Source organism: Streptomyces sp. MS06 (genome assembly GCF_047200655.1).
Classification (GTDB): Bacteria; Actinomycetota; Actinomycetes; order Streptomycetales; family Streptomycetaceae; genus Streptomyces.
In genome coordinates this window covers 31,821-51,963 of record NZ_JBJZOJ010000008.1, presented here as the reverse complement: position 1 = coordinate 51,963, position 20,143 = coordinate 31,821, and the positions used below count along the sequence as shown (strand labels likewise).

Annotated in this window: 16 protein-coding genes; 2 read left to right on the top strand and 14 right to left on the bottom strand. The window is 71.2% G+C overall.

Annotation, left to right across the window (positions count from 1 at the left end; translation table 11 throughout):
• Positions 1–107: 107 nt before the first annotated feature.
• Complete coding sequence (locus ACL02U_RS05920; RefSeq protein ID WP_412789569.1) at positions 108–1,055, top strand: M56 family metallopeptidase; 948 nt, start codon at positions 108–110, stop codon at positions 1,053–1,055.
• A gap of 4 nt (positions 1,056–1,059) precedes the next feature.
• Here ACL02U_RS05920 and recQ read toward each other — a convergent pair whose 3' ends face one another.
• The gene (gene recQ, locus ACL02U_RS05915) at positions 1,060–3,132 is read right to left on the bottom strand and encodes a DNA helicase RecQ (protein WP_412789648.1); all 2,073 of its coding nucleotides are present in this window, start codon (positions 3,130–3,132) and stop codon (positions 1,060–1,062) included.
• Positions 3,133–3,758: 626 nt separating this feature from the next.
• On the opposite strand from recQ, the gene ACL02U_RS05910 reads away from it, so the two are divergent.
• Complete coding sequence (locus ACL02U_RS05910; RefSeq protein ID WP_412789568.1) at positions 3,759–4,250, top strand: hypothetical protein; 492 nt, start codon at positions 3,759–3,761, stop codon at positions 4,248–4,250.
• A 107-nt stretch (positions 4,251–4,357) separates the two neighbouring features.
• On the opposite strand, the gene nuoN is transcribed toward ACL02U_RS05910, so the two are convergent.
• Genes nuoN through ACL02U_RS05845 form a run of 13 tightly spaced genes read right to left on the bottom strand, consistent with a single transcriptional unit; the run spans position 4,358 to position 20,137 of the window.
• The gene (nuoN, locus tag ACL02U_RS05905) at positions 4,358–6,016 is read right to left on the bottom strand and encodes an NADH-quinone oxidoreductase subunit NuoN (protein WP_412789567.1); all 1,659 of its coding nucleotides are present in this window, start codon (positions 6,014–6,016) and stop codon (positions 4,358–4,360) included.
• Entirely contained in the window at positions 6,013–7,584 is a 1,572-nt protein-coding gene (locus ACL02U_RS05900; RefSeq protein WP_412789566.1) for an NADH-quinone oxidoreductase subunit M, read from the bottom strand. Before ACL02U_RS05900 ends, nuoN begins: the two co-directional genes overlap by 4 nt.
• A 5-nt stretch (positions 7,585–7,589) precedes the next feature.
• On the bottom strand, positions 7,590–9,551 hold the full coding sequence (gene nuoL, locus ACL02U_RS05895; RefSeq protein ID WP_412789565.1) for an NADH-quinone oxidoreductase subunit L: 1,962 nt from the start codon (positions 9,549–9,551) through the stop codon (positions 7,590–7,592).
• Between the two features lie 15 nt (positions 9,552–9,566).
• Positions 9,567–9,866 (bottom strand): NADH-quinone oxidoreductase subunit NuoK, encoded by a 300-nt coding sequence (gene nuoK / locus ACL02U_RS05890; protein WP_006138880.1) that lies wholly within the window; start codon positions 9,864–9,866, stop codon positions 9,567–9,569.
• The gene (locus tag ACL02U_RS05885) at positions 9,863–10,705 is read right to left on the bottom strand and encodes an NADH-quinone oxidoreductase subunit J (RefSeq protein ID WP_412789564.1); all 843 of its coding nucleotides are present in this window, start codon (positions 10,703–10,705) and stop codon (positions 9,863–9,865) included. The genes nuoK and ACL02U_RS05885 overlap by 4 nt, the downstream gene beginning before the upstream one ends.
• Positions 10,702–11,343, bottom strand: a complete 642-nt coding sequence (gene nuoI / locus ACL02U_RS05880) for an NADH-quinone oxidoreductase subunit NuoI (protein WP_412789563.1) — start codon at positions 11,341–11,343, stop codon at positions 10,702–10,704. Before nuoI ends, ACL02U_RS05885 begins: the two co-directional genes overlap by 4 nt.
• On the bottom strand, positions 11,336–12,700 hold the full coding sequence (nuoH, locus tag ACL02U_RS05875) for an NADH-quinone oxidoreductase subunit NuoH (RefSeq protein ID WP_412789562.1): 1,365 nt from the start codon (positions 12,698–12,700) through the stop codon (positions 11,336–11,338). Before nuoH ends, nuoI begins: the two co-directional genes overlap by 8 nt.
• Positions 12,697–15,201 (bottom strand): NADH-quinone oxidoreductase subunit G, encoded by a 2,505-nt coding sequence (locus ACL02U_RS05870; RefSeq protein WP_412789561.1) that lies wholly within the window; start codon positions 15,199–15,201, stop codon positions 12,697–12,699. The genes nuoH and ACL02U_RS05870 overlap by 4 nt, the downstream gene beginning before the upstream one ends.
• Positions 15,198–16,547, bottom strand: coding sequence for an NADH-quinone oxidoreductase subunit NuoF (gene nuoF, locus ACL02U_RS05865; RefSeq protein WP_412789560.1), 1,350 nt, complete (start codon positions 16,545–16,547; stop codon positions 15,198–15,200). The genes ACL02U_RS05870 and nuoF overlap by 4 nt, the downstream gene beginning before the upstream one ends.
• Positions 16,544–17,497 (bottom strand): NADH-quinone oxidoreductase subunit NuoE, encoded by a 954-nt coding sequence (gene nuoE / locus ACL02U_RS05860; RefSeq protein WP_412789559.1) that lies wholly within the window; start codon positions 17,495–17,497, stop codon positions 16,544–16,546. Before nuoE ends, nuoF begins: the two co-directional genes overlap by 4 nt.
• Positions 17,494–18,834 carry an NADH-quinone oxidoreductase subunit D gene (locus tag ACL02U_RS05855; RefSeq protein ID WP_412789558.1) on the bottom strand — a complete coding sequence of 447 codons (1,341 nt, stop codon included), beginning with the start codon at positions 18,832–18,834 and terminating at the stop codon, positions 17,494–17,496. Before ACL02U_RS05855 ends, nuoE begins: the two co-directional genes overlap by 4 nt.
• Entirely contained in the window at positions 18,831–19,586 is a 756-nt protein-coding gene (locus tag ACL02U_RS05850) for an NADH-quinone oxidoreductase subunit C (RefSeq protein WP_412789557.1), read from the bottom strand. The genes ACL02U_RS05855 and ACL02U_RS05850 overlap by 4 nt, the downstream gene beginning before the upstream one ends.
• Positions 19,583–20,137: a NuoB/complex I 20 kDa subunit family protein gene (locus ACL02U_RS05845; RefSeq protein ID WP_412789556.1), complete on the bottom strand. Its 555-nt coding sequence runs from the start codon at positions 20,135–20,137 to the stop codon at positions 19,583–19,585. The genes ACL02U_RS05850 and ACL02U_RS05845 overlap by 4 nt, the downstream gene beginning before the upstream one ends.
• Positions 20,138–20,143: the final 6 nt, after the last annotated feature.

Sequence of the window (20,143 nt, the reverse complement as noted above, 5' to 3'; positions counted from 1 at the left end):
CGGCGGGCGCGGGTCCTGCCTCCCGCGTCCTCCCGCCGGTACCTCCCGCACCATCCCGGCGCGCCCTCGCAACCGCCTCCTTCCGACCAGGATCCGGAGACCGTGGCATGACCTTCTGCCTGCTCCTGTTGAGCGTCGTCGCCCTGACGGCCGCCGTACCGGCCCCCCGTGCGCTGACCCGGGCCGCCTGGCCCGAGCGGGAGCCGGTCGTCGCCCTGTGGGTGTGGCAGTGCCTGGTCGCCACGGTCCTGCTGTGCAACCTGACGGCGCTGGTGCTGGGCGCCGCCGCGGTCTTCGGCACCGTCCGCGCCCAGGTCTTCGCCCCGGCACCGCCTGCGGTGGCCAAGGCCTACGACCTGTCCACGGCGCCGCTCTGGGCGGCCGCCCTCACCCTGCTGCTGGCCTGCGGTGCCGCCTGGACGACCGCGATGCTCACCCGGGAGTGGGTGGAGGCCCGCAGACGCCGCGGTGTGGCCCGCGCCCACCTGCGTGAACGCGCCCCCGACCTGCCCGCCGGGCTGCCCGCGGCGCGGGGTCCGCTGCTGGTGCTGGAGGACGAGTACCCGGACGCCTGGTGGATGCCCGGCCACCCGCCCCAGCTCATCGTCACCACCGGCGCCCTGCACCGGCTGACCTCCCACCAGCTCGACGCGGTCCTGGCCCATGAACGCGATCACGCGCGCGCCCGGCACGACTGGCTGCTGCACCTGTCGACCGCGCTGGCCACGGGCTTCCCCCGGGTGCCCCTCTTCGCCCACTTCTGCGACCAGACCCACCGCCTCGTCGAGCTGGCCGCCGACGACAGCGCCTCCCGACGCTGCGGACATCTGACGACGGCACTCGCCCTGATCGAGCTGAACCAGCACCGCGGAGTGCTCTCCTGCTCCTCCAGCCGGCACCTGCTGGGTGAGCGCGTCGACCGGCTGCTGGAACCGCCGCCCCGGCTGAACCGCCGCCACCGGGCTCTGACGACGACGGTGGCGGCGCTGGTACCGCTGCTGCCGCTGCTCATCACCTTCGCCCCGGGGCTGACGGCGCTGAGCCGCTGGCGCTGAGCGGTCAGATCCAGTCGTCGGGTTCCGGTTCCTCCCCGGGCCACTCCTCCTCCGCGCCGGGATCCCCGAGCCGGGCCGGTCCGCCGTCCGGGGCGGCCGCGGCAGCAAAGGCCGGCGCGCCGGACGCCTCCGACGTACCGCCGGTCCTCTCCGGCCCCGGTGCACCGTCCTGTTCCGTTCCCTGCGCGGCGGTGAGGGAGGCCAGCACCGCGAGCACCCCTTCCCCGTAGGTCGCCAGCTTCTTCTCGCCGACGCCGGCGACGCCGCCGAGCTGCGCCACCGAGGACGGCCGGAGCGTGGCGATCTCCCGCAGGGTGGCGTCGTGGAAGATGACGTACGCCGGAACGCCCTGCTCCCGCGCCTGCTCGGCACGCCAGGCACGCAGCGCCTCGAAGACGGGCAGGAGTTCCGCGGGCAGCTCGGCCGCGGCCGCCTTCGACCTGCGTTCGCCGCGGCCCGAGCCCGCGCCGGACGAGGCGGACCGGGCGGCGGTCGGTTTCTTCGGCTCCTTGCGCAGCGGCACCTCCCGCTCCCGGCGCAGCACGGAGGCACTGCTGTCGGTGAGCACCAGCGTGCCGTACTCCCCCTCGACCGCGAGCAGACCCTGGGCCAGCAGCTGGCGCACCACGCCCCGCCATTCGCCCTCGGTCAGCTCCTCGCCGATACCGAAGACGGAGAGCTGGTCGTGGTCGAACTGGATCACTTTGGCGGTGCGCTTGCCGAGCAGGATGTCCACGATCTGCACGGTGCCGAACTTCTGCCCCCGCTCCCGCTTCAACCGCACCACCGCCGACAGCACCTTCTGGGCCGCGACGGTTCCGTCCCAGGACTCCGGCGGGGTGAGGCAGGTGTCGCAGTTCCCGCAGCCGGCCGGTTCGGGCTCCTGCCCGAAGTAGGCGAGGAGCTGCCCGCGGCGGCAGCGGGCCGTCTCGCACAGCGCCAGCATCGCGTCCAGGTGCGACTGCGCACGCCGCCGGAACGCCTCGTCGCCCTCTCCGGTCTGGATCAGCTTGCGCTGCTGCACGACGTCGTTCAGGCCGTAGGCCATCCAGGCCGTCGAGGGCAGCCCGTCCCGCCCGGCGCGACCGGTCTCCTGGTAGTACCCCTCGACGGACTTCGGCAGGTCCAGGTGGGCGACGAAGCGCACGTCGGGCTTGTCGATGCCCATGCCGAAGGCGATGGTCGCCACCACGACCAGCCCGTCCTCCCGGAGGAACCGCGACTGGTGCGCCGCCCGGGTGCCCGCGTCCAGGCCCGCGTGGTACGGCACGGCCTCGATGCCGTTCCGGCTCAGGAACTCGGCCGTCCGCTCCACCGAGTTGCGGGACAGGCAGTACACGATGCCCGCGTCCCCGGCGTGCTCCTCCCGCAGGAACCCCAGCAGCTGCTTCTTCGGGTCCGCCTTCGGCACGATCCGGTACTGGATGTTGGGCCGGTCGAAGCTCGCCACGAAGTGGCGCGCCTGAGGCAGGTGCAGCCGCTCGGTGATCTCCCGGTGCGTGGCACGGGTGGCCGTCGCGGTGAGCGCGATCCTCGGCACGTCCGGCCAGCGCTCACCGAGCAGGGACAGCGCCAGGTAGTCGGGGCGGAAGTCGTGGCCCCACTGGGACACGCAGTGCGCCTCGTCGATCGCGAACAGGGCGATGGTGCCCCGGGAGAGCAGGTCCAGCGTGGAGTCGAGTCGGAGCCGCTCCGGCGCCAGGTAGAGCAGGTCCAGCTCGCCCGCCAGGAACTCGGCCTCGACCAGCCGCCGCTCGTCGAAGTCCTGCGTCGAGTTGATGAATCCGGCCCGCACGCCGAGCGCCCGCAGCGCGTCCACCTGGTCCTGCATCAGCGCGATCAGCGGCGAGACGACAATGCCCGTACCGCGTCTGACCAGGGACGGAATCTGATAGCACAGCGATTTGCCGCCACCGGTCGGCATGAGCACGACGGCGTCCCCACCGGCCACCACATGATCGATGACCTCTTGCTGCTCGCCCCGGAAGGCGTCGTAGCCGAAGACGCGGTGCAGTGTGGCCAGCGCCTCGCTCCGGTCGCCGGACCGGGCCCCCGCCCCGGCGTCTCCCCCGGGCACGGCCGGGCCCTCAGCCCAGCCCGGCAGCCCGGTCTCCTCCCGCACCCCGGCCCCGTCCGGCACCCCGGCCTCATCCGGCACCCCGGCCCCGTCCGGCACCCCGGCCTCATCCCGCACCCCGGCCCCGTCCGGCACCCCGGCCTCATCCGGCGTCCCGGCCCCGTCCGGCACCCCGGCCTCGTCCGGTACCTCGGTCACTTCTGGCATCGTGCCGATCCCGCCCGTCCCGCGCATCGTCTCGTCCCCCGTACGTCGTCCCTCGACCCACTGCCTCCACGATAGGGGCCCGGACCGACGGCGACGGAGTTGTCCACAGGCAGCTTCCGGACGGCAGGGCGGCGCGGCGGGCGGTCATCCGGATGGGCGGTCCGGCATGGCCACGGCAGCGGGGCCGGGACATGCTGCTGGGGCAGGGCGAAACGTGCTCCCCCTGCCGGTGTCCCGCCGCCGTCCTCCTCATCCCCCGCCGTCCCCGCTCTACGCCGTCCTCGCCCCCGCCGTCCCCGCCCCCCGCCGTCCTCGCCCCCCCACCGCCGCTGTCCCCGCACCTGCCGGTGCCCCCGCGACCACCCGCACGTACCCGGAGCCGCCGCCCCGAGCGGCCGCCCCCGCCCCAAGGAGCCCGGATGTCCCCTCGGCCTCTCAGGGCTGCCGCCGCTCTGGCTGCGGCCGTCCTCTGTGCGACCACCGCTCCGGCGCACCCCACCGCCCCGGGTCCGCCCTCCCGGAGCGTCCTCGCGAAGGACCGCGCGGCGACCGCTCGGTACGCCCGGGAGTCCCCCGCCGCCTCACGCGCGGCTCCCGCGCCGGACTCCCCGGTGTCCGCCGCGTCGGCCGCGTCCGCGTCGGCCGCCGGAGCCGCATCGTCCACCCCGGACGGGCCGGACGGTCTCCGGGCCCCCGGCGAACCGGAAGGGCCCGACGGTCCGGTCGAGCTCGACAGCCTCGCGGGTGTCGACAGCCTCGACGACCTGACCGCCCTCGCCGGCGTGAGAAGCCTGAGCGCCCTGGGCGAGTTCAGCGGCCTCGGCGGCCTGAGGAGGCTCGCGAAAGGGGACGGGCCGGCCGGTCTGCCCAGGCTGGGGAGCCTGGGCGAGCTGTTCGACTCGTTGTTCTGAACACGGCCTCCACGCGGGCCGCACGCAGACGCCGCGGACCCGGCCCCCTCTGCTCCGGGGCGCCGGGTCCGCGGCGTCTGCGTGCGGGTGCCCTGCGGCACCGTGGATCAGCGCACGAACACTCCCGCCTGGCCGGCCAGGTCCAGGAAGTACTGCGGTGCCACACCCAGGACCAGGGTGACCGCCACGCCGACCCCGATGGCCGTCATGGTCAGCGGTGACGGCACCGCGACCGTCGGGCCCCCGGGGCGCGGCTGGCTGAAGAACATCAGCACGATGACGCGGATGTAGAAGAACGCCGCGACCGCCGACGAGATCACACCGATGACGACCAGCGGGGCCGCACCACCCTCCGCCGCCGCCTTGAAGACGGCGAACTTCCCGGCGAACCCGGAGGTCAGCGGAATGCCCGCGAAGGCCAGCAGGAACACCGCGAACACGGCCGCGACCAGCGGGGAACGCCGCCCGAGACCGGCCCACTTGGACAGGTGGGTCGCCTCGCCGCCCGCGTCGCGCACCAGGGTGACCACGGCGAAGGCGCCGATGGTCACGAAGGAGTACGCGGCCAGGTAGAAGAGGACCGAGGAGACGCCGTCCGGCGTGGTGGCGATGACGCCCGCGAGGATGAACCCGGCGTGCGCGATGGACGAGTACGCCAGCAGCCGCTTGATGTCGGTCTGGGTGATCGCGACGATCGCTCCGCCCAGCATGGTGACGATCGCGACGCCCCACATGACCGGCCGCCAGTCCCAGCGCATGCCGGGCAGCACGACGTACAGCAGTCGCAGCAGGGCGCCGAAGGCCGCCACCTTCGTCGCCGCCGCCATGAAGCCGGTGACCGGCGTCGGGGCACCCTGGTAGACGTCCGGCGTCCACATGTGGAACGGGACCGCGCCCACCTTGAACAGCAGCCCCATCACCACCATCGCCGCGCCGACCAGCAGCAGGGCGTCGTTGCCCATGGTGTTCGCCAGCGCCGGATCCACGGTGGTGACCCGTCCGTCGACGACCTGCGCGATGGTCCCGTACGACACCGAGCCCGCGTAGCCGTACAGCAGCGCGATGCCGAACAGGGTGAACGCGGAGGCGAACGCGCCCAGCAGGAAGTACTTGACGGCCGCCTCCTGCGACATCAGCCGCTTGCGGCGGGCCAGGGCGCACAGCAGGTAGAGCGGCAGCGAGAAGACCTCCAGCGCGATGAACAGCGTCAGCAGGTCGTTCGCCGAGGGGAAGACCAGCATTCCGGCGACCGCGAACAGCAGCAGCGGGAACACCTCGGTGGTGGTGAACCCGGCCTTGACGGCCGCCTTCTCGGTGTCGCTGCCCGGGACGGCGGCGGCCTGCGCGGCGAAGGAGTCGACCAGGTTGCCGTGCGCCTCGGGATCGAGGCGCCGTTCCGCGAAGGTGAACAGGCCGACCAGAGACGCCAGCAGGATGGTGCCCTGCAGGAACAGTGCCGGACCGTCGACGGCGATGGCGCCCATCGCGGCGATGCGGGCTCCGGTGGTGCCGTACCCGTCGGCCGCGAGCGCGACCACCGCGGCGAACGCGGCGGCGAGCGCGACGACGGACAGGAAGAGCTGGGCGTGGTATCGGGACTTGCGCGGGACGAACGCCTCGACCAGCACCCCGACGACCGCCGCGCCGATGACGATCAGGGTGGGCGACAACTGCCCGTATTCGATCTTCGGCGCGTCGATCTTCGAGATCGGGTCGGCCGCCGCTGCCGCGGTTGTCCACAGGCTGTGGACGGCTGTTGCGCTCACTTGGCCGCCTCCACCTCGGGCTGAGGATCCGTCTTGTGTACGTCGGACATGGTCTGCTTGACCGCCGGATTGACGATGTCCGTGACCGGCTTCGGGTAGACCCCCAGGAAGACCAGCAGGACGATCAGCGGGGCGACCACGACAAGCTCCCGGACCCTGAGGTCCGGCATCGCGGACACCTCCGGCTTCACCGGGCCGGTCATCGTCCTCTGGTAGAGGACGAGGGTGTAGAGCGCGGCGAGCACGATGCCGAGGGTGGCCACGACACCGACGGCCGGGTAGCGCGTGAACGCGCCGACCAGGACCAGGAACTCGCTGACGAACGGCGCCAGTCCGGGCAGCGACAGGGTCGCCAGACCGCCGATCAGGAAGGTGCCGGCGAGCACCGGCGCGACCTTCTGGACGCCGCCGTAGTCGGCGATGAGCCTCGAGCCGCGCCGCGAGATCAGGAAGCCCGCGACCAGCATCAGCGCCGCCGTCGAGATGCCGTGGTTGACCATGTAGAGCGTCGCGCCGGACTGGCCCTGGCTGGTCATCGCGAAGATGCCCAGGATGATGAAGCCGAAGTGGGAGATCGACGCGTAGGCCACCAGCCGCTTGATGTCGCGCTGGCCCACCGCGAGCAGCGCTCCGTAGACGATGCTGATGAGCGCCAGCACCAGGATGACCGGGGTGGCCCACTTGCTCGCCTCCGGGAAGAGCTGGAGGCAGAAGCGCAGCATCGCGAAGGTGCCCACCTTGTCGACGACCGCCGTGATCAGGACGGCGACCGGGGCGGTGGACTCCTGCATGGCGTTGGGCAGCCAGGTGTGCAGCGGCCACAGCGGCGCCTTGACCGCGAAGGCGAAGAAGAAGCCGAGGAACAGCCAGCGCTCGGTGCCGGTGGCCATGTGCAGGGAACCGCTCGCACGGGCCTGGGCGATCTCCTGGAGGCTGAAGTTCCCCGCGACCACGTACAGCCCGATCACCGCGGCCAGCATGATCAGCCCGCCGACCAGGTTGTAGAGGAGGAACTTCACCGCCGCGTAGGACCGCTGGGTGGACGCCGCCTCCTCGCCGTGCTCGTGGGCACGGTCCCCGAAGCCGCCGATGAGGAAGTACATCGGGATGAGCATGGCCTCGAAGAAGATGTAGAACAGGAAGACGTCGGTGGCCTCGAAGGAGAGGATCACCATCGCCTCGACCGCAAGGATCAGGGCGAAGAAGCCCTGCGTCGGGCGCCAGCGGCGGCTTCCGGTCTCCAGCGGGTCGGCGTCGTGCCAGCCCGCGAGGACGATGAACGGGATCAGCAGGGCGGTAAGCGCGACGAGCACCACCGCGATGCCGTCCACGCCCAGTTCGTACCGGACGCCGAAGTCCGCGATCCAGGCATGGGACTCGGTGAGCTGGTAGCGGCCGCCCGCCGGGTCGAAGCGGACCGCGACCACCGCGGCCAGCACGAGCGTGGCGAGCGAGAACAGCAGCGCCAGCCATTTGGCCGCGGTGCGCCGCGCGGCCGGGACTGCGGCCGTGGCGACCGCACCGATGGCCGGAAGCGCCGCCGTCGCTGTCAACAGGGGAAAGGACATCGGTATCAGACCGCCCTCATCAGCAGGGTCGCGGCAACGAGGACTGCCGCACCGCCGAACATCGAGACCGCGTACGACCGCGCGAAGCCGTTCTGCAGCCTGCGCAGCCGTCCGGACAGGCCGCCGACCGAGGCCGCCGTGCCGTTGACGACGCCGTCCACCAGGGTGTGGTCGACGTAGACCAGGGAGCGCGTGAGGTGCTCACCACCGCGCACCAGGACGACGTGGTTGAAGTCGTCCTGCAGCAGGTCGCGCCGGGCGGCCCGGGTGAGGAGCGATCCGCGCGGGGCGACGGCCGGGACCGGCCGGCGTCCGTACTGCGCCCAGGCGACGGCGACACCGATGACCAGGCAGACCATGGTCACGCCGGTGATCGCTCCGGCGCCGAGCGGGGAGTCGCCCTCGGTGTGACCGGTGATCGGCTCCAGCCAGTCCACGAAGCCGCCGTAGTTGAAGAAGGCACCGGCGCCGAGCGAACCGACGGCCAGCAGCATCATCGGGATCGTCATGACCCTGGGGGACTCGTGCGGGTGCGGTTCGGCGTGCGCCCCGCCGGTCCCGGCGGCCGGCTCCACGTCGGGCCCGGCCGGGGACGGCGTCCTGCCGTGCCGCCAGCGCTCCTCGCCGAAGAACGTCATCAGCATCACGCGCGTCATGTAGTACGCGGTGAGGGCCGCGCCGATGAGGGCCGCGCCGCCGAGGATCCAGCCCTCGGCACCGCCCTTGGCGAAGGCCGCCTCGATGATCTTGTCCTTGGAGAAGAAGCCGGACAGTCCCGGGAAGCCGATGATGGCGAGGTAGCCGAGGCCGAAGGTGACGAAGGTGATCGGCATGTACTTGCGCAGGCCGCCGTAGCGGCGCATGTCGACCTCGTCGTTCATACCGTGCATGACGGAGCCGGCGCCGAGGAAGAGGCCGGCCTTGAAGAAGCCGTGCGTCACCAGGTGCATGATCGCGAAGACGTAGCCGATCGGGCCGAGGCCCGCGGCCAGCACCATGTAGCCGATCTGCGACATCGTCGAACCGGCCAGCGCCTTCTTGATGTCGTCCTTCGCGCAACCGACGATCGCACCGAAGATCAGCGTGACCGCGCCGACCACCGTGACCACCAGTTGCGCGTCCGGCGCCCCGTTGAAGATCGCCGCGGAGCGGACGATCAGGTAGACGCCCGCGGTGACCATCGTCGCCGCGTGGATCAGGGCCGAGACCGGGGTCGGGCCCTCCATCGCGTCCCCGAGCCAGGACTGCAGCGGCACCTGGGCGGACTTGCCGCAGGCGGCGAGCAGCAGCATCAACGCGATGGCGGTGAGCTTGCCCTCGGTGGCGTCCCCGGCCAGTCCGGGCTCGGCCTGGGTGCCCAGGAGCGGGCCGAAGGCGAAGGTCCCGAAGGTGGTGAACATCAGCATGACGGCGATCGACAGGCCCACGTCGCCGACGCGGTTGACCAGGAAGGCCTTCTTCGCGGCGGTGGCCGCGCTGGGCTTGTGCTGCCAGAAGCCGATCAGCAGGTAGGAGGCGAGACCGACGCCCTCCCAGCCGACGTACAGCAGCAGGTAGTTGTCGGCGAGGACGAGCAGCAGCATCGCTGCGAGGAACAGGTTGAGGTAGCCGAAGAAGCGGCGGCGCCGCTCGTCGTGCTCCATGTAGCCGACCGAGTACAGGTGGATCAGCGAGCCGACCCCGGTGATCAGCAGGACGAACGTCATCGACAACTGGTCCAGGCGGAAGGTGACGTCCGCCTGGAAGCCCTCCACCGGGATCCAGCTGAACAGGTGCTGGGTCAGCGTCCGCTGCTCCGCCTCCCTGCCCAGCAGGTCGGAGAAGAGGACGAGGCCGAGCACGAAGGAAACGGCCGACAGGAGGGTGCCGAGCCAGTGGCCGACGGCGTCCAGGCGCCGTCCGCCGACCAGCAGGACGGCCGCTCCGAGCAGGGGCGCCGCGATGAGCAGCGCGATCAGGTTCTCCACGATTCTTCCGACCCCTTACAGCTTCATCAGGCTGGCGTCGTCGACCGAGGCCGAGTGGCGGGAGCGGAACAGCGACACGATGATCGCGAGCCCGACCACGACCTCCGCCGCCGCGACGACCATCGTGAAGAACGCGATGATCTGGCCGTCGAGGTTGCCGTGCATCCGGGAGAAGGTGACGAACGCGAGGTTGCAGGCGTTCAGCATCAGCTCGATGCACATGAACAGCACGATGGCGTTGCGCCGGATCAGCACACCGGTGGCGCCGATCGTGAACAGCAGCGCCGCGAGATACAGGTAGTTGACCGGGTTCACTTCGACGCCTCCTCGGTCCGCTTGAAGGTCGTCGGCTCGATCTCGGTCCGCTCCAGGCGCTCCTCCGCGCGCTGCTCCAGGGCGCGCAGGTCGTTGAGCGCCTCGGTGGACACGTCACGGATCTGGCCCCGCTCGCGCAGCGTCTTGCTGACGGTCAGCTCGGACGGGGTGCCGTCGGGCAGCAGGCCCGCGACGTCGACCGCGTTGTGCCGGGCGTACACGCCGGGGGCCGGCAGCGGCGGTACGTGCTTGCCCTCCCGGACCCGCTGCTCGGCCAGCTCGCGCTGGGTCCTGGCGCGCTCGGTGCGCTCGCGGTGGGTGAGCACCATGGCGCCGACCGCGGCGGTGATCAGCAGCGCGCCGGTGATCTCGAAGGCGAAGACGTACTTGGTGAAGATCAGGGACGCCAGCCCCTGCACGTTGCCGCCCGCGTTCGCCCGGCCGGTGCCGGCGAACTCCTTCAGCGAGGCGTTGGCGATCCCGCCGAGCAGCAGGACGCCGAAGCCGAGCCCGCACAGCAGGGCCAGCCAGCGCTGGCCCCTGATGGTCTCCTTCAGCGAGTCCGCCGCGGTGACGCCGACGAGCATCACCACGAACAGGAACAGCATCATGATGGCGCCGGTGTAGACGACGATCTGCACGATGCCCAGGAAGTAGGCGCCGTTGGCGAGGTAGAACACCGCAAGGACGATCATGGTGCCGGCCAGGCAGAGGGCGCTGTGCACGGCCCTGCGCAGGAAGACGGTGCCCAGGGCCCCGAGTACCGCGACCGTGCCGAGGACCCAGAACTGGAAGGCCTCTCCGGTGGAGGTGGAGTAGGCGGCGAGCATCGGGCTCATCGGCCGACCACCTTCCCGGACGCCGCCTCGTCGCCGCCGGACGCGGCCGCCGCCTCCGGCGGGACCTCGCCCTTGGAGAGGGCGACCTGGCGTTCGGTGCCGGGCGCAGCCTCGGTGACGAGTCCGCGGTAGTAGTCCTGCTCGTCCATGCCGGGGTAGATGGCGTGCGGCGAGTCGACCATGCCCTCCTCCAGCCCGGCGAGCAGCTGCTCCTTGGTGTAGATGAGGTCGGCGCGGCTGGAGTCCGCCAGCTCGAACTCGTTGGTCATGGTCAGCGCCCGGGTGGGGCACGCCTCGATGCACAGTCCGCACAGGATGCAGCGCGCGTAGTTGATCTGGTAGACGCGGCCGTACCGCTCACCCGGGGAGTAGCGCTCCTCGTCGGTGTTGTCGGCGCCTTCCACGTAGATGGCGTCGGCGGGGCACGCCCAGGCGCACAGCTCGCAGCCGACGCACTTCTCCAGACCGTCCGGATGGCGGTTGAGCTGGTGCCGCCCGTGGAACCGCGGAGCCGTGGTCTTCTTCTGCTCCGGGTACTGCTCCGTGAGCCGCTTCTTGAACATGGCCTTGAAGGTCACGCCGAAGCCGGCCACCGGGTTCTGGAAACCGGGGTCTGTCCCCTTGGGTTCCTCAGCCATCGGACGCCTCCTTTCCGTCCAGAGATCCGTCACTCTGAGTATCGGGTCCGCCACTGACAACGAGGTCGCCCTCGCGGCGGGGGCGGCGTCGCGGCACCGGCGGCAACTCCTGTCCGGGCAGCGGGGGCACGGGGAACCCGCCGGCCATCGGGTCGAACGCGGCGGGTTCCGCGGCGGGCTGTCGGCTCTCCTTCGCTCCGTGCCGGAACATGTCGGCGACGAAGGACAGCAGCAGCAGGACGAGGACCCCGCCACCCACGTACAGGAGGATGTCGGTGAAGTCGTAGTTCTCGTTCCGCAGCGTGCGGACCGTCGCGACGAGCATCAGCCAGGTCACCGAGACCGGGATGAGGACCTTCCAGCCCAGCTTCATCAGCTGGTCGTAGCGGACCCGGGGCAGCGTGCCGCGCAGCCAGATGAAGAAGAACAGCAGCAGCTGCACCTTGACGGTGAACCAGAGCATCGGCCACCAGCCGTGGTTGGCGCCCTCCCAGAAGGTGCTGACCGGCCAGGGCGCCCGCCAGCCGCCCAGGAAGAGGGTGGCCGACACGGCCGACACCGTCACCATGTTGACGTACTCGGCGAGCATGAACATCGCAAACTTGATCGACGAGTACTCCGTGTTGAAGCCGCCCACCAGGTCGCCCTCGGACTCCGGCATGTCGAACGGGGCGCGGTTGGTCTCGCCGACCATCGTGACGATGTAGAGCACGAAGGAGACCGGCAGCAGGACGACGTACCAGCGGTCCTGCTGCTGCTCGACGATCGTCGAGGTCGACATCGAACCGGAGTAGAGGAACACCGAGGCGAAGGCGGCGCCCATGGCGATCTCGTAGGAGATCATCTGGGCGCAGGAGCGCAGTCCGCCCAGCAGCGGGTAGGTCGATCCGGAGCTCCAGCCGGCCAGCACGATGCCGTAGATGCCGACCGAGGCGACCGCGAGGATGTAGAGCATCGCGATCGGCAGGTCGGTGAGCTGCATCGTGGTGCGCTGGCCGAAGATCGAGATCTCGTTGCCGGCCGGGCCGAAGGGGATCACCGCGATCGCCATGAAGGCCGGGATCGCGGCGACGATCGGTGCCAGGACGTACACCACCCGGTCCGCGCGCCTGACGACGAGGTCTTCCTTCAGCATCAGTTTCACGCCGTCGGCGAGCGACTGGAGCATGCCCCAGGGCCCGTGCCGGTTGGGGCCGATCCGGCGCTGCATCCAGGCGACGACCTTGCGCTCCCACACGATGGAGAACAGCACGGTCACCATCAGGAAGGCGAAGCAGAACACCGCCTTGACGACGACCAGCCACCACGGGTCGCGGCCGAACATCGAGAGGTCTTCAGCGGCGAGGTACGGGCTCATGCCTCCACCTCCTGGGGGGCGTCGTCGGCGGCGGCCGCCGGGCCGATACGGACTAGGGACCCGGGCTGCGCACCGGCGTCGGAGGCGACGCCGGAGCCGGTGGAGTTCAGCGGCAGCCACACCACCCGGTCGGGCATGTCGGTGATCTGGAGCGGCAGCTCCACGGACCCGGCGGGACCGGTCACCACGAGCGACCCGCCGTCCTCGACGCCGGCTTCGGCGGCCGTCGCGGCCGACACCCGCGCGCGTGCCGCGTGCCGGGTCCCGGCGAGCGCCTCGTCGCCGTCCTGCAGGGCGCCGTGGTCGAGCAGCAGCCGGTGCCCGGCGAGGACGGCCTCCCCGGCGGCGGGACGGGGCAGTCCGACCGCGCTCTCCAGCGGCTCGCCGGCACGCGGACCGTGCCAGGCTCCCAGCCTGTCGATCTCGGAGCGCGCGGTCCGCAGGTCGGGCAGGCCCAGGTGGACGTCCATCGCGTCGGCCACCATCTGCAGCACGCGCGCGTCCGTGGGCGGCAGCGCGCGGGTCATCTGGTCGGGCTTCAACGCGGCGTCGAAGAGGCGTACCCGTCCCTCCCAGTTGAGGAACGTTCCGGCTTTCTCGACGACCGCCGCGACCGGCAGCACCACGTCGGCGTGCTCGGTGACCTCGCCCGGCCGCAGTTCCAGCGAGACGAGGAAACCGACCTCGGCCAGCGCCTCCCGGGCGCGGGCCGGGTCGGGCAGGTCGGCGACCTCCACGCCCGCGACCACCAGGGCCTGCAGCTCCCCGCTGACGGCGGCCTCGACGATCTGGCCGGTGTCGCGGCCGTAGCGGTGCGGCAGTTCGGCGACGCCCCAGGCGGCGGCGACCTCCTCGCGCGCCCGCGGGTCGGTGGCCGGACGGCCGCCCGGCAGCAGCGATGGCAACGCACCCGCCTCGACCGCGCCGCGCTCCCCGGCCCGGCGGGGGATCCAGGCGAGCCGGGCGCCGGTGGCGGAGGCGGCCCGCACCGCGGCGGTGAGCCCGCCGGCCACCCCGGCCAGCCGCTCGCCCACGATGATCACCGCGCCCTCGGTGCGCAGCGCCTGGGCGGCCTGGGCACCGGACTCCTCCAGGCCGACACCGCTGGCCAGGGCGTCCAGCCACTCGGTCTCGGTGCCCGGCGCGGCCGGCAGCAGGGTGCCGCCCGCCTTCTCCAGGCCCCGGGTGGCGTGCGTGGCCAGCGCGAACAGCTTCTGCCCGTGCTTGCGCCAGGCCTTGCGCAGCCGCAGGAAGACGCCGGGGGCCTCCTCCTCGGACTCGAAGCCGACGAGCAGGACGGCGGGCGCCCTCTCCACGGCGGTGTAGGTGGCGCCGGTGCCGTCCAGGTCGCGGCCGCGGCCGGCGATCCGGGCGGCGAGGAAGTCGGCCTCCTCGCCGCTGTGCACCCGGGCACGGAAGTCGATGTCGTTGGTGTCGAGCGCCACCCGCGCGAACTTGCTGTACGCGTAGGCGTCCTCGACGGTGAGCCGGCCCCCGGTCAGGACGCCGGTGCGGCCCCGCGAGGCGAGCAGGCCCTGCGCGGCGATCTGCAGCGCCTCCGGCCAGGAGGCCGGAGTCAGCTCGCCCTCGGCGTTGCGGACCAGCGGGGTCTCGAGCCGGTCCCGCTGCTGGGCGTACCGGAAGGCGAACCTCCCCTTGTCGCAGATCCACTCCTCGTTGACCTCGGGGTCGTCGGCGGCGAGCCGCCGCATGACCTTGCCTCGCCGGTGGTCGGTGCGGGTCGCGCAGCCGCCCGAGCAGTGCTCGCACACCGAGGGGGAGGACACCAGGTCGAAGGGGCGGGAGCGGAAGCGGTAGGCGGCCGAGGTGAGCGCGCCGACCGGGCAGATCTGGATGGTGTTGCCGGAGAAGTACGACTCGAAGGGGTCGCCCTCCCCGGTGCCGACCTGCTGGAGCGCTCCCCGCTCGATCAGCTCGATCATCGGGTCGCCGGCGACCTGGTTGGAGAAGCGGGTGCAGCGGGCGCACAGCACGCACCGCTCCCGGTCCAGCAGCACCTGCGTGGAGACCGGCACCGGCTTCTCGTAGGTCCGCTTGCGGCCCTCGAAGCGCGACTCGGGGTTGCCGTGCGACATCGCCTGGTTCTGCAGCGGGCACTCGCCGCCCTTGTCGCAGACCGGGCAGTCCAGCGGGTGGTTGATGAGCAGCAGCTCCATCACACCGTGCTGGGCCTTCTCGGCGACCGGCGAGGTGAGCTGGGTCTTCACCACCATCCCGTCGGTGCAGCTGATGGTGCAGGACGCCATCGGCTTGCGCTGGCCCTCCACCTCGACGATGCACTGGCGGCAGGCGCCGGCCGGGTCGAGCAGGGGGTGGTCGCAGAACCGGGGGATCTCGATGCCGAGCTGTTCGGCGGCCCGGATGACCAGGGTGCCCTTGGGCACGCTGATCTCGGCGCCGTCGATGGTCAGCGTGACCAGGTCCTCCGGCGGGACCGCCGCCTCTCCTCCACCCGAGGGGGCACTCGCGGTCACGGTCATGCGTTCACCTCCGTGCGGTCGGCCCAGGCCGTCGACTCGGCGGGGTCGAAGGGGCAGCCGTGGCCCGTGATGTGCTGCTCGTACTCCTCGCGGAAGTACTTCAGCGAGGAGAAGATCGGTGAGGCGGAGCCGTCACCGAGGGCGCAGAACGACTTGCCGTTGACGTTGTCGGCGATGTCGGCGAGCTTGTCGAGGTCGGACATCCGTCCCTTGCCGGCCTCGATGTCCCGCAGCAGCTGCACCATCCAGTAGGTCCCTTCGCGGCAGGGCGTGCACTTGCCGCAGGACTCGTGGGCGTAGAACTCGGTCCAGCGGGTGACGGCGCGGACCACGCAGGTCGTCTCGTCGAAGCACTGCAGGGCCTTGGTGCCGAGCATGGAACCGGCGGCGCCGACGCCCTCGTAGTCGAGCGGGACGTCGAGGTGCTCCTCGGTGAACATCGGCGTGGAGGAACCGCCCGGCGTCCAGAACTTCAGCCGGTGGCCGGGGCGCATCCCGCCGCTCATGTCGAGGAGCTGGCGCAGGGTCACGCCGAGCGGGGCCTCGTACTGGCCGGGGGCGGCGACGTGGCCGGACAGGGAGTAGAGCGTGAAGCCCGGGGACTTCTCGCTGCCCATCGTCCGGAACCATTCCTTGCCGTTCTTCATGATGGCGGGAACCGACGCGATGGACTCCACGTTGTTCACCACAGTGGGGCACGCGTAGAGGCCCGCGACGGCAGGGAAGGGGGGACGCAGCCGCGGTTGGCCGCGGCGGCCTTCGAGCGAGTCCAGCAGTGCGGTCTCCTCACCGCAGATGTACGCGCCGGCGCCGGCGTGCACGGTGAGTTCCAGGTCGAGTCCGCTGCCCAGGATGTCGGAGCCGAGGTAACCGGCCTGGTGGGCCTCGCGCACCGCCTCGTGCAACCGCCTGAGCACGGGGACGACTTCACCGCGGAGATAGATGAAGGCGTGCGACGACCGGATGGCGTAGCACGCGATGACGATGCCCTCGATGAGGCTGTGCGGGTTCGCGAAGAGGAGCGGGATGTCCTTGCAGGTCCCCGGCTCCGACTCGTCGGCGTTGACAACAAGATAGTGCGGCTTGCCGTCTCCCTGGGGGATGAACTGCCACTTCATCCCGGTGGGGAAGCCCGCGCCGCCGCGCCCGCGCAGACCGGACTCCTTGACGTACGCGATGACGTCGTCCGGGGACATCGCGAAGGCCTTGCGCAGGCCCTCGTATCCGTCGTGCCTGCGGTACACGTCCAGCGTCCAGGACCTGTCCTCGTCCCAGAACGCCGACAGCACCGGGGCGAGCACCTTCTCGGGGCTGGTGTCCCTCAGCTCGGGTGCCAAGGTCATCACTCCCCCTCCTCGGCATCGGGCCCTGCCGCGTCGGCGGGGCGGGGCGGAGTCCCCTCGTCGGAGGTGGTGGCGGGTGACGGGTGGGACGGGTCGGAGGCCGAGGTGCGCTGCGGCGCGTCGTGCGAGCTGAGGTGCTCGGTGGGCGACGGATCGTGCACGGCGCCGTCCGACCGCTCGCCGTCCGACCGCTCGCCGTCCGGCCGCTCGCCGTGGGGGCCGCCGTCCCGCGGGTGAACGACGCGCGCGGCCGTCGTCTCGCCCTTCGCGAGGCGGAGGCCGACCAGCGTCGCCGGTCCACCGCTTCCGCCCGCCTCGACGGCGCCCGGCCGTTCGTCGGGGAAGCCCGCCAGGATCCGGGCGGTCTCCTTGAAGGTGCACAGCCGGGCCCCGCGGGTGGGGTCGACCGGCCGGCCGGCGCGGAGTTCGTCGACGAGGTGCTTGGCGCTCTCGGGCGTCTGGTTGTCGAAGAACTCCCAGTTGACCATGACGACCGGCGCGTAGTCGCAGGCGGCGTTGCACTCGATGTGTTCCAGGGTGACCTTGCCGTCGCCGGTGGTCTCTCCGTTGCCGACACCGAGGTGCTCCTGGAGCTCCTCGAAGATCGCGTCGCCGCCCATCACCGCGCACAGGGTGTTGGTGCAGACCCCGACCTGGTAGTCGCCGGAGGGCTTGCGCCGGTACATGGTGTAGAAGGTGGCGACCGCGGTGACCTCGGCCGTGGTCAGGCCGAGCACGTCCGCGCAGAACCGCATACCGGTGCGGGTGACGTGCCCCTCCTCCGACTGCACCAGGTGCAGCAGGGGCAGCAGCGCGGAGCGGGAGTCGGGGTAGCGGTCGACGATCTCGCGGGCGTCGGCCTCCAGCCGGGCCCGGACGTCGTCCGGGTAGTCGGGCGCGGGCAGCTCGGGCATGCCCAGGCTGACGCCGCGCTCCGAGGGTGGGGTGGTCACCGGTCGACGCCTCCCATCACGGGGTCGATGGACGCGACGGCGACGATGACGTCGGCGACCTGGCCGCCTTCGCACATCGCCGCCATGGCCTGCAGGTTGGTGAAGGACGGATCCCGGAAGTGGACCCGGTAGGGGCGGGTGCCGCCGTCGGAGACCGCGTGCACGCCCAGTTCGCCCTTGGGCGACTCGACCGCCGCGTACGCCTGTCCCGGCGGTACCCGGAAGCCCTCGGTGACCAGCTTGAAGTGGTGGATCAGGGCCTCCATGGAGGTGCCCATGATCTTCTTGATGTGGTCGAGGGAGTTGCCCAGTCCGTCCGGGCCCAGGGCGAGCTGGGCGGGCCAGGCGATCTTCTTGTCGGCGACCATGACCGGTCCGGGCTCCAGCCGGTCCAGGCACTGCTCGACGATCCTGAGCGACTGGCGCATCTCCTCCAGGCGGATGAGGAAGCGGCCGTAGGAGTCGCAGCTGTCGGCGGTCGGCACGTCGAACTCGTAGGTCTCGTAGCCGCAGTACGGCTGGGCCTTGCGCAGGTCGTGCGGGAGGCCGGTGGACCGCAGGATGGGGCCGGTGGCGCCCAGGGCCATGCAGCCGGCCAGGTCGAGGTAGCCGACGTCCTGCATGCGGGCCTTGAAGATGGGGTTCCCGGTGGCGAGCTTGTCGTACTCCGGGAGGTTCTTCTTCATCTTCTTCACGAACTCGCGGATGTGGTCCACCGCGCCGGGCGGCAGGTCCTGGGCGAGTCCGCCGGGGCGGATGTAGGCGTGGTTCATCCGCAGGCCCGTGATGAGCTCGTAGATGTCGAGGATCATCTCGCGGTCGCGGAAGCCGTAGATCATGACCGTGGTCGCGCCGAGTTCCATGCCGCCGGTGGCGATGCACACCAGGTGCGAGGAGAGCCGGTTCAGCTCCATCAGGAGCACCCGGATGATCTTCGCTCGCTCGGTGATCTCGTCCTCGATGCCGAGGAGCCGCTCGACGGCCATGCAGTACGCGGTCTCGTTGAAGAAGGACGTCAGGTAGTCCATCCGCGTCACGAAGGTGGTGCCCTGCGTCCAGGTCCGGTACTCGAGGTTCTTCTCGATGCCGGTGTGGAGGTAGCCGATTCCGCAGCGTGCCTCGGTGACCGTCTCGCCCTCGATCTCCAGGATCAGGCGCAGCACGCCGTGCGTGGAGGGGTGTTGCGGGCCCATGTTGACGACGATGCGTTCGTCGTCCGCGCGGGCCGCGGTCTGCACGACCTCGTCCCAGTCGCCGCCGGTGACCGTGTAGACGGTGCCTTCGGTGGTCTCGCGGGCGGCGGCCGAGGCCGCGGCCGCTGGCTGCGTGTTGCTCACGAGTAGGACCTCCGCTGGTCCGGAGCCGGGATCTGGGCGCCCTTGTACTCGACGGGGATGCCGCCGAGGGGGTAGTCCTTGCGCTGCGGGTGGCCCTGCCAGTCGTCCGGCATCATGATCCGGGTCAGGGCCGGGTGACCGTCGAAGACGATTCCGAAGAAGTCGTAGGTCTCACGCTCGTGCCAGTCGTTCGTCGGGTAGACGGAGGACAGGGACGGGATGTGCGGGTCGCTGTCGGGGGCGCTGACTTCGAGCCGGATCAGCCGGTTGTGGGTGATCGAGCGCAGGTGGTAGACGGCGTGCAGTTCGCGGCCCTTGTCGTGCGGGTAGTGGACGCCGCTGACGCCGGTGCACAGTTCGAAGCGCAGAGCGGGGTCGTCGCGCAGGGTGCGGGCGACGCGCAGGAGGTGCTCGCGCTCGATGTGGAGGGTGAGTTCGTCACGGTCGACGACCGTCTTCTCGATCGCGTTCTCGGGCAGCAGGCCCTGCTCCTCCAACGCGCCCTCGAGTTCGTCGGCCACCTCGTCGAACCAGCCGCCGTAGGGCCTGCTCGCCGGTCCGGGGAGCCGGACCGAGCGGACCAGGCCGCCGTAGCCGGAGGTGTCGCCGCCGTTGTTCGCGCCGAACATTCCGTGCTGGACGCGGATCTCCTCGCCTCCCTGGCCGCGCTGGCCGGGCAGGTTGGAGGCGGAGAGGTCCTTCTCCGGGTTGGCGCCGTCGGCGGCGCCGCTGGTGTCGTTCGCGTCGCTCACCGCAGCAGCCCCTTCATCTCGATCGTGGGCAGGGCCTTGAGCGCCGCCTCCTCCGCCTCGCGGGCCGCCTCCTCGGCGTTGACGCCGAGCTTGGTGTTCTGGATCTTCTGGTGCAGCTTGAGGATCGCGTCCATCAGCATCTCGGGGCGTGGCGGGCAGCCGGGCAGGTAGATGTCGACCGGGACGACGTGGTCGACGCCCTGGACGATCGCGTAGTTGTTGAACATGCCGCCGGAGGAGGCGCAGACACCCATGGAGATGACCCACTTGGGGTTGGGCATCTGGTCGTAGACCTGCCTCAGCACGGGCGCCATCTTCTGGCTGACCCGGCCGGCGACGATCATCAGATCCGCCTGGCGCGGCGAGCCCCGGAACACCTCCATGCCGAACCGGGCCAGGTCGTAGCGCCCGGCTCCGGTGGTCATCATCTCGATGGCGCAGCAGGCCAGGCCGAAGGTGGCGGGGAAGACGGACGACTTGCGCACCCAGCCCGCGGCCTGTTCGACGGTGGTCAGCAGGAAGCCGCTCGGCAGTTTTTCTTCGAGTCCCATGTCTAA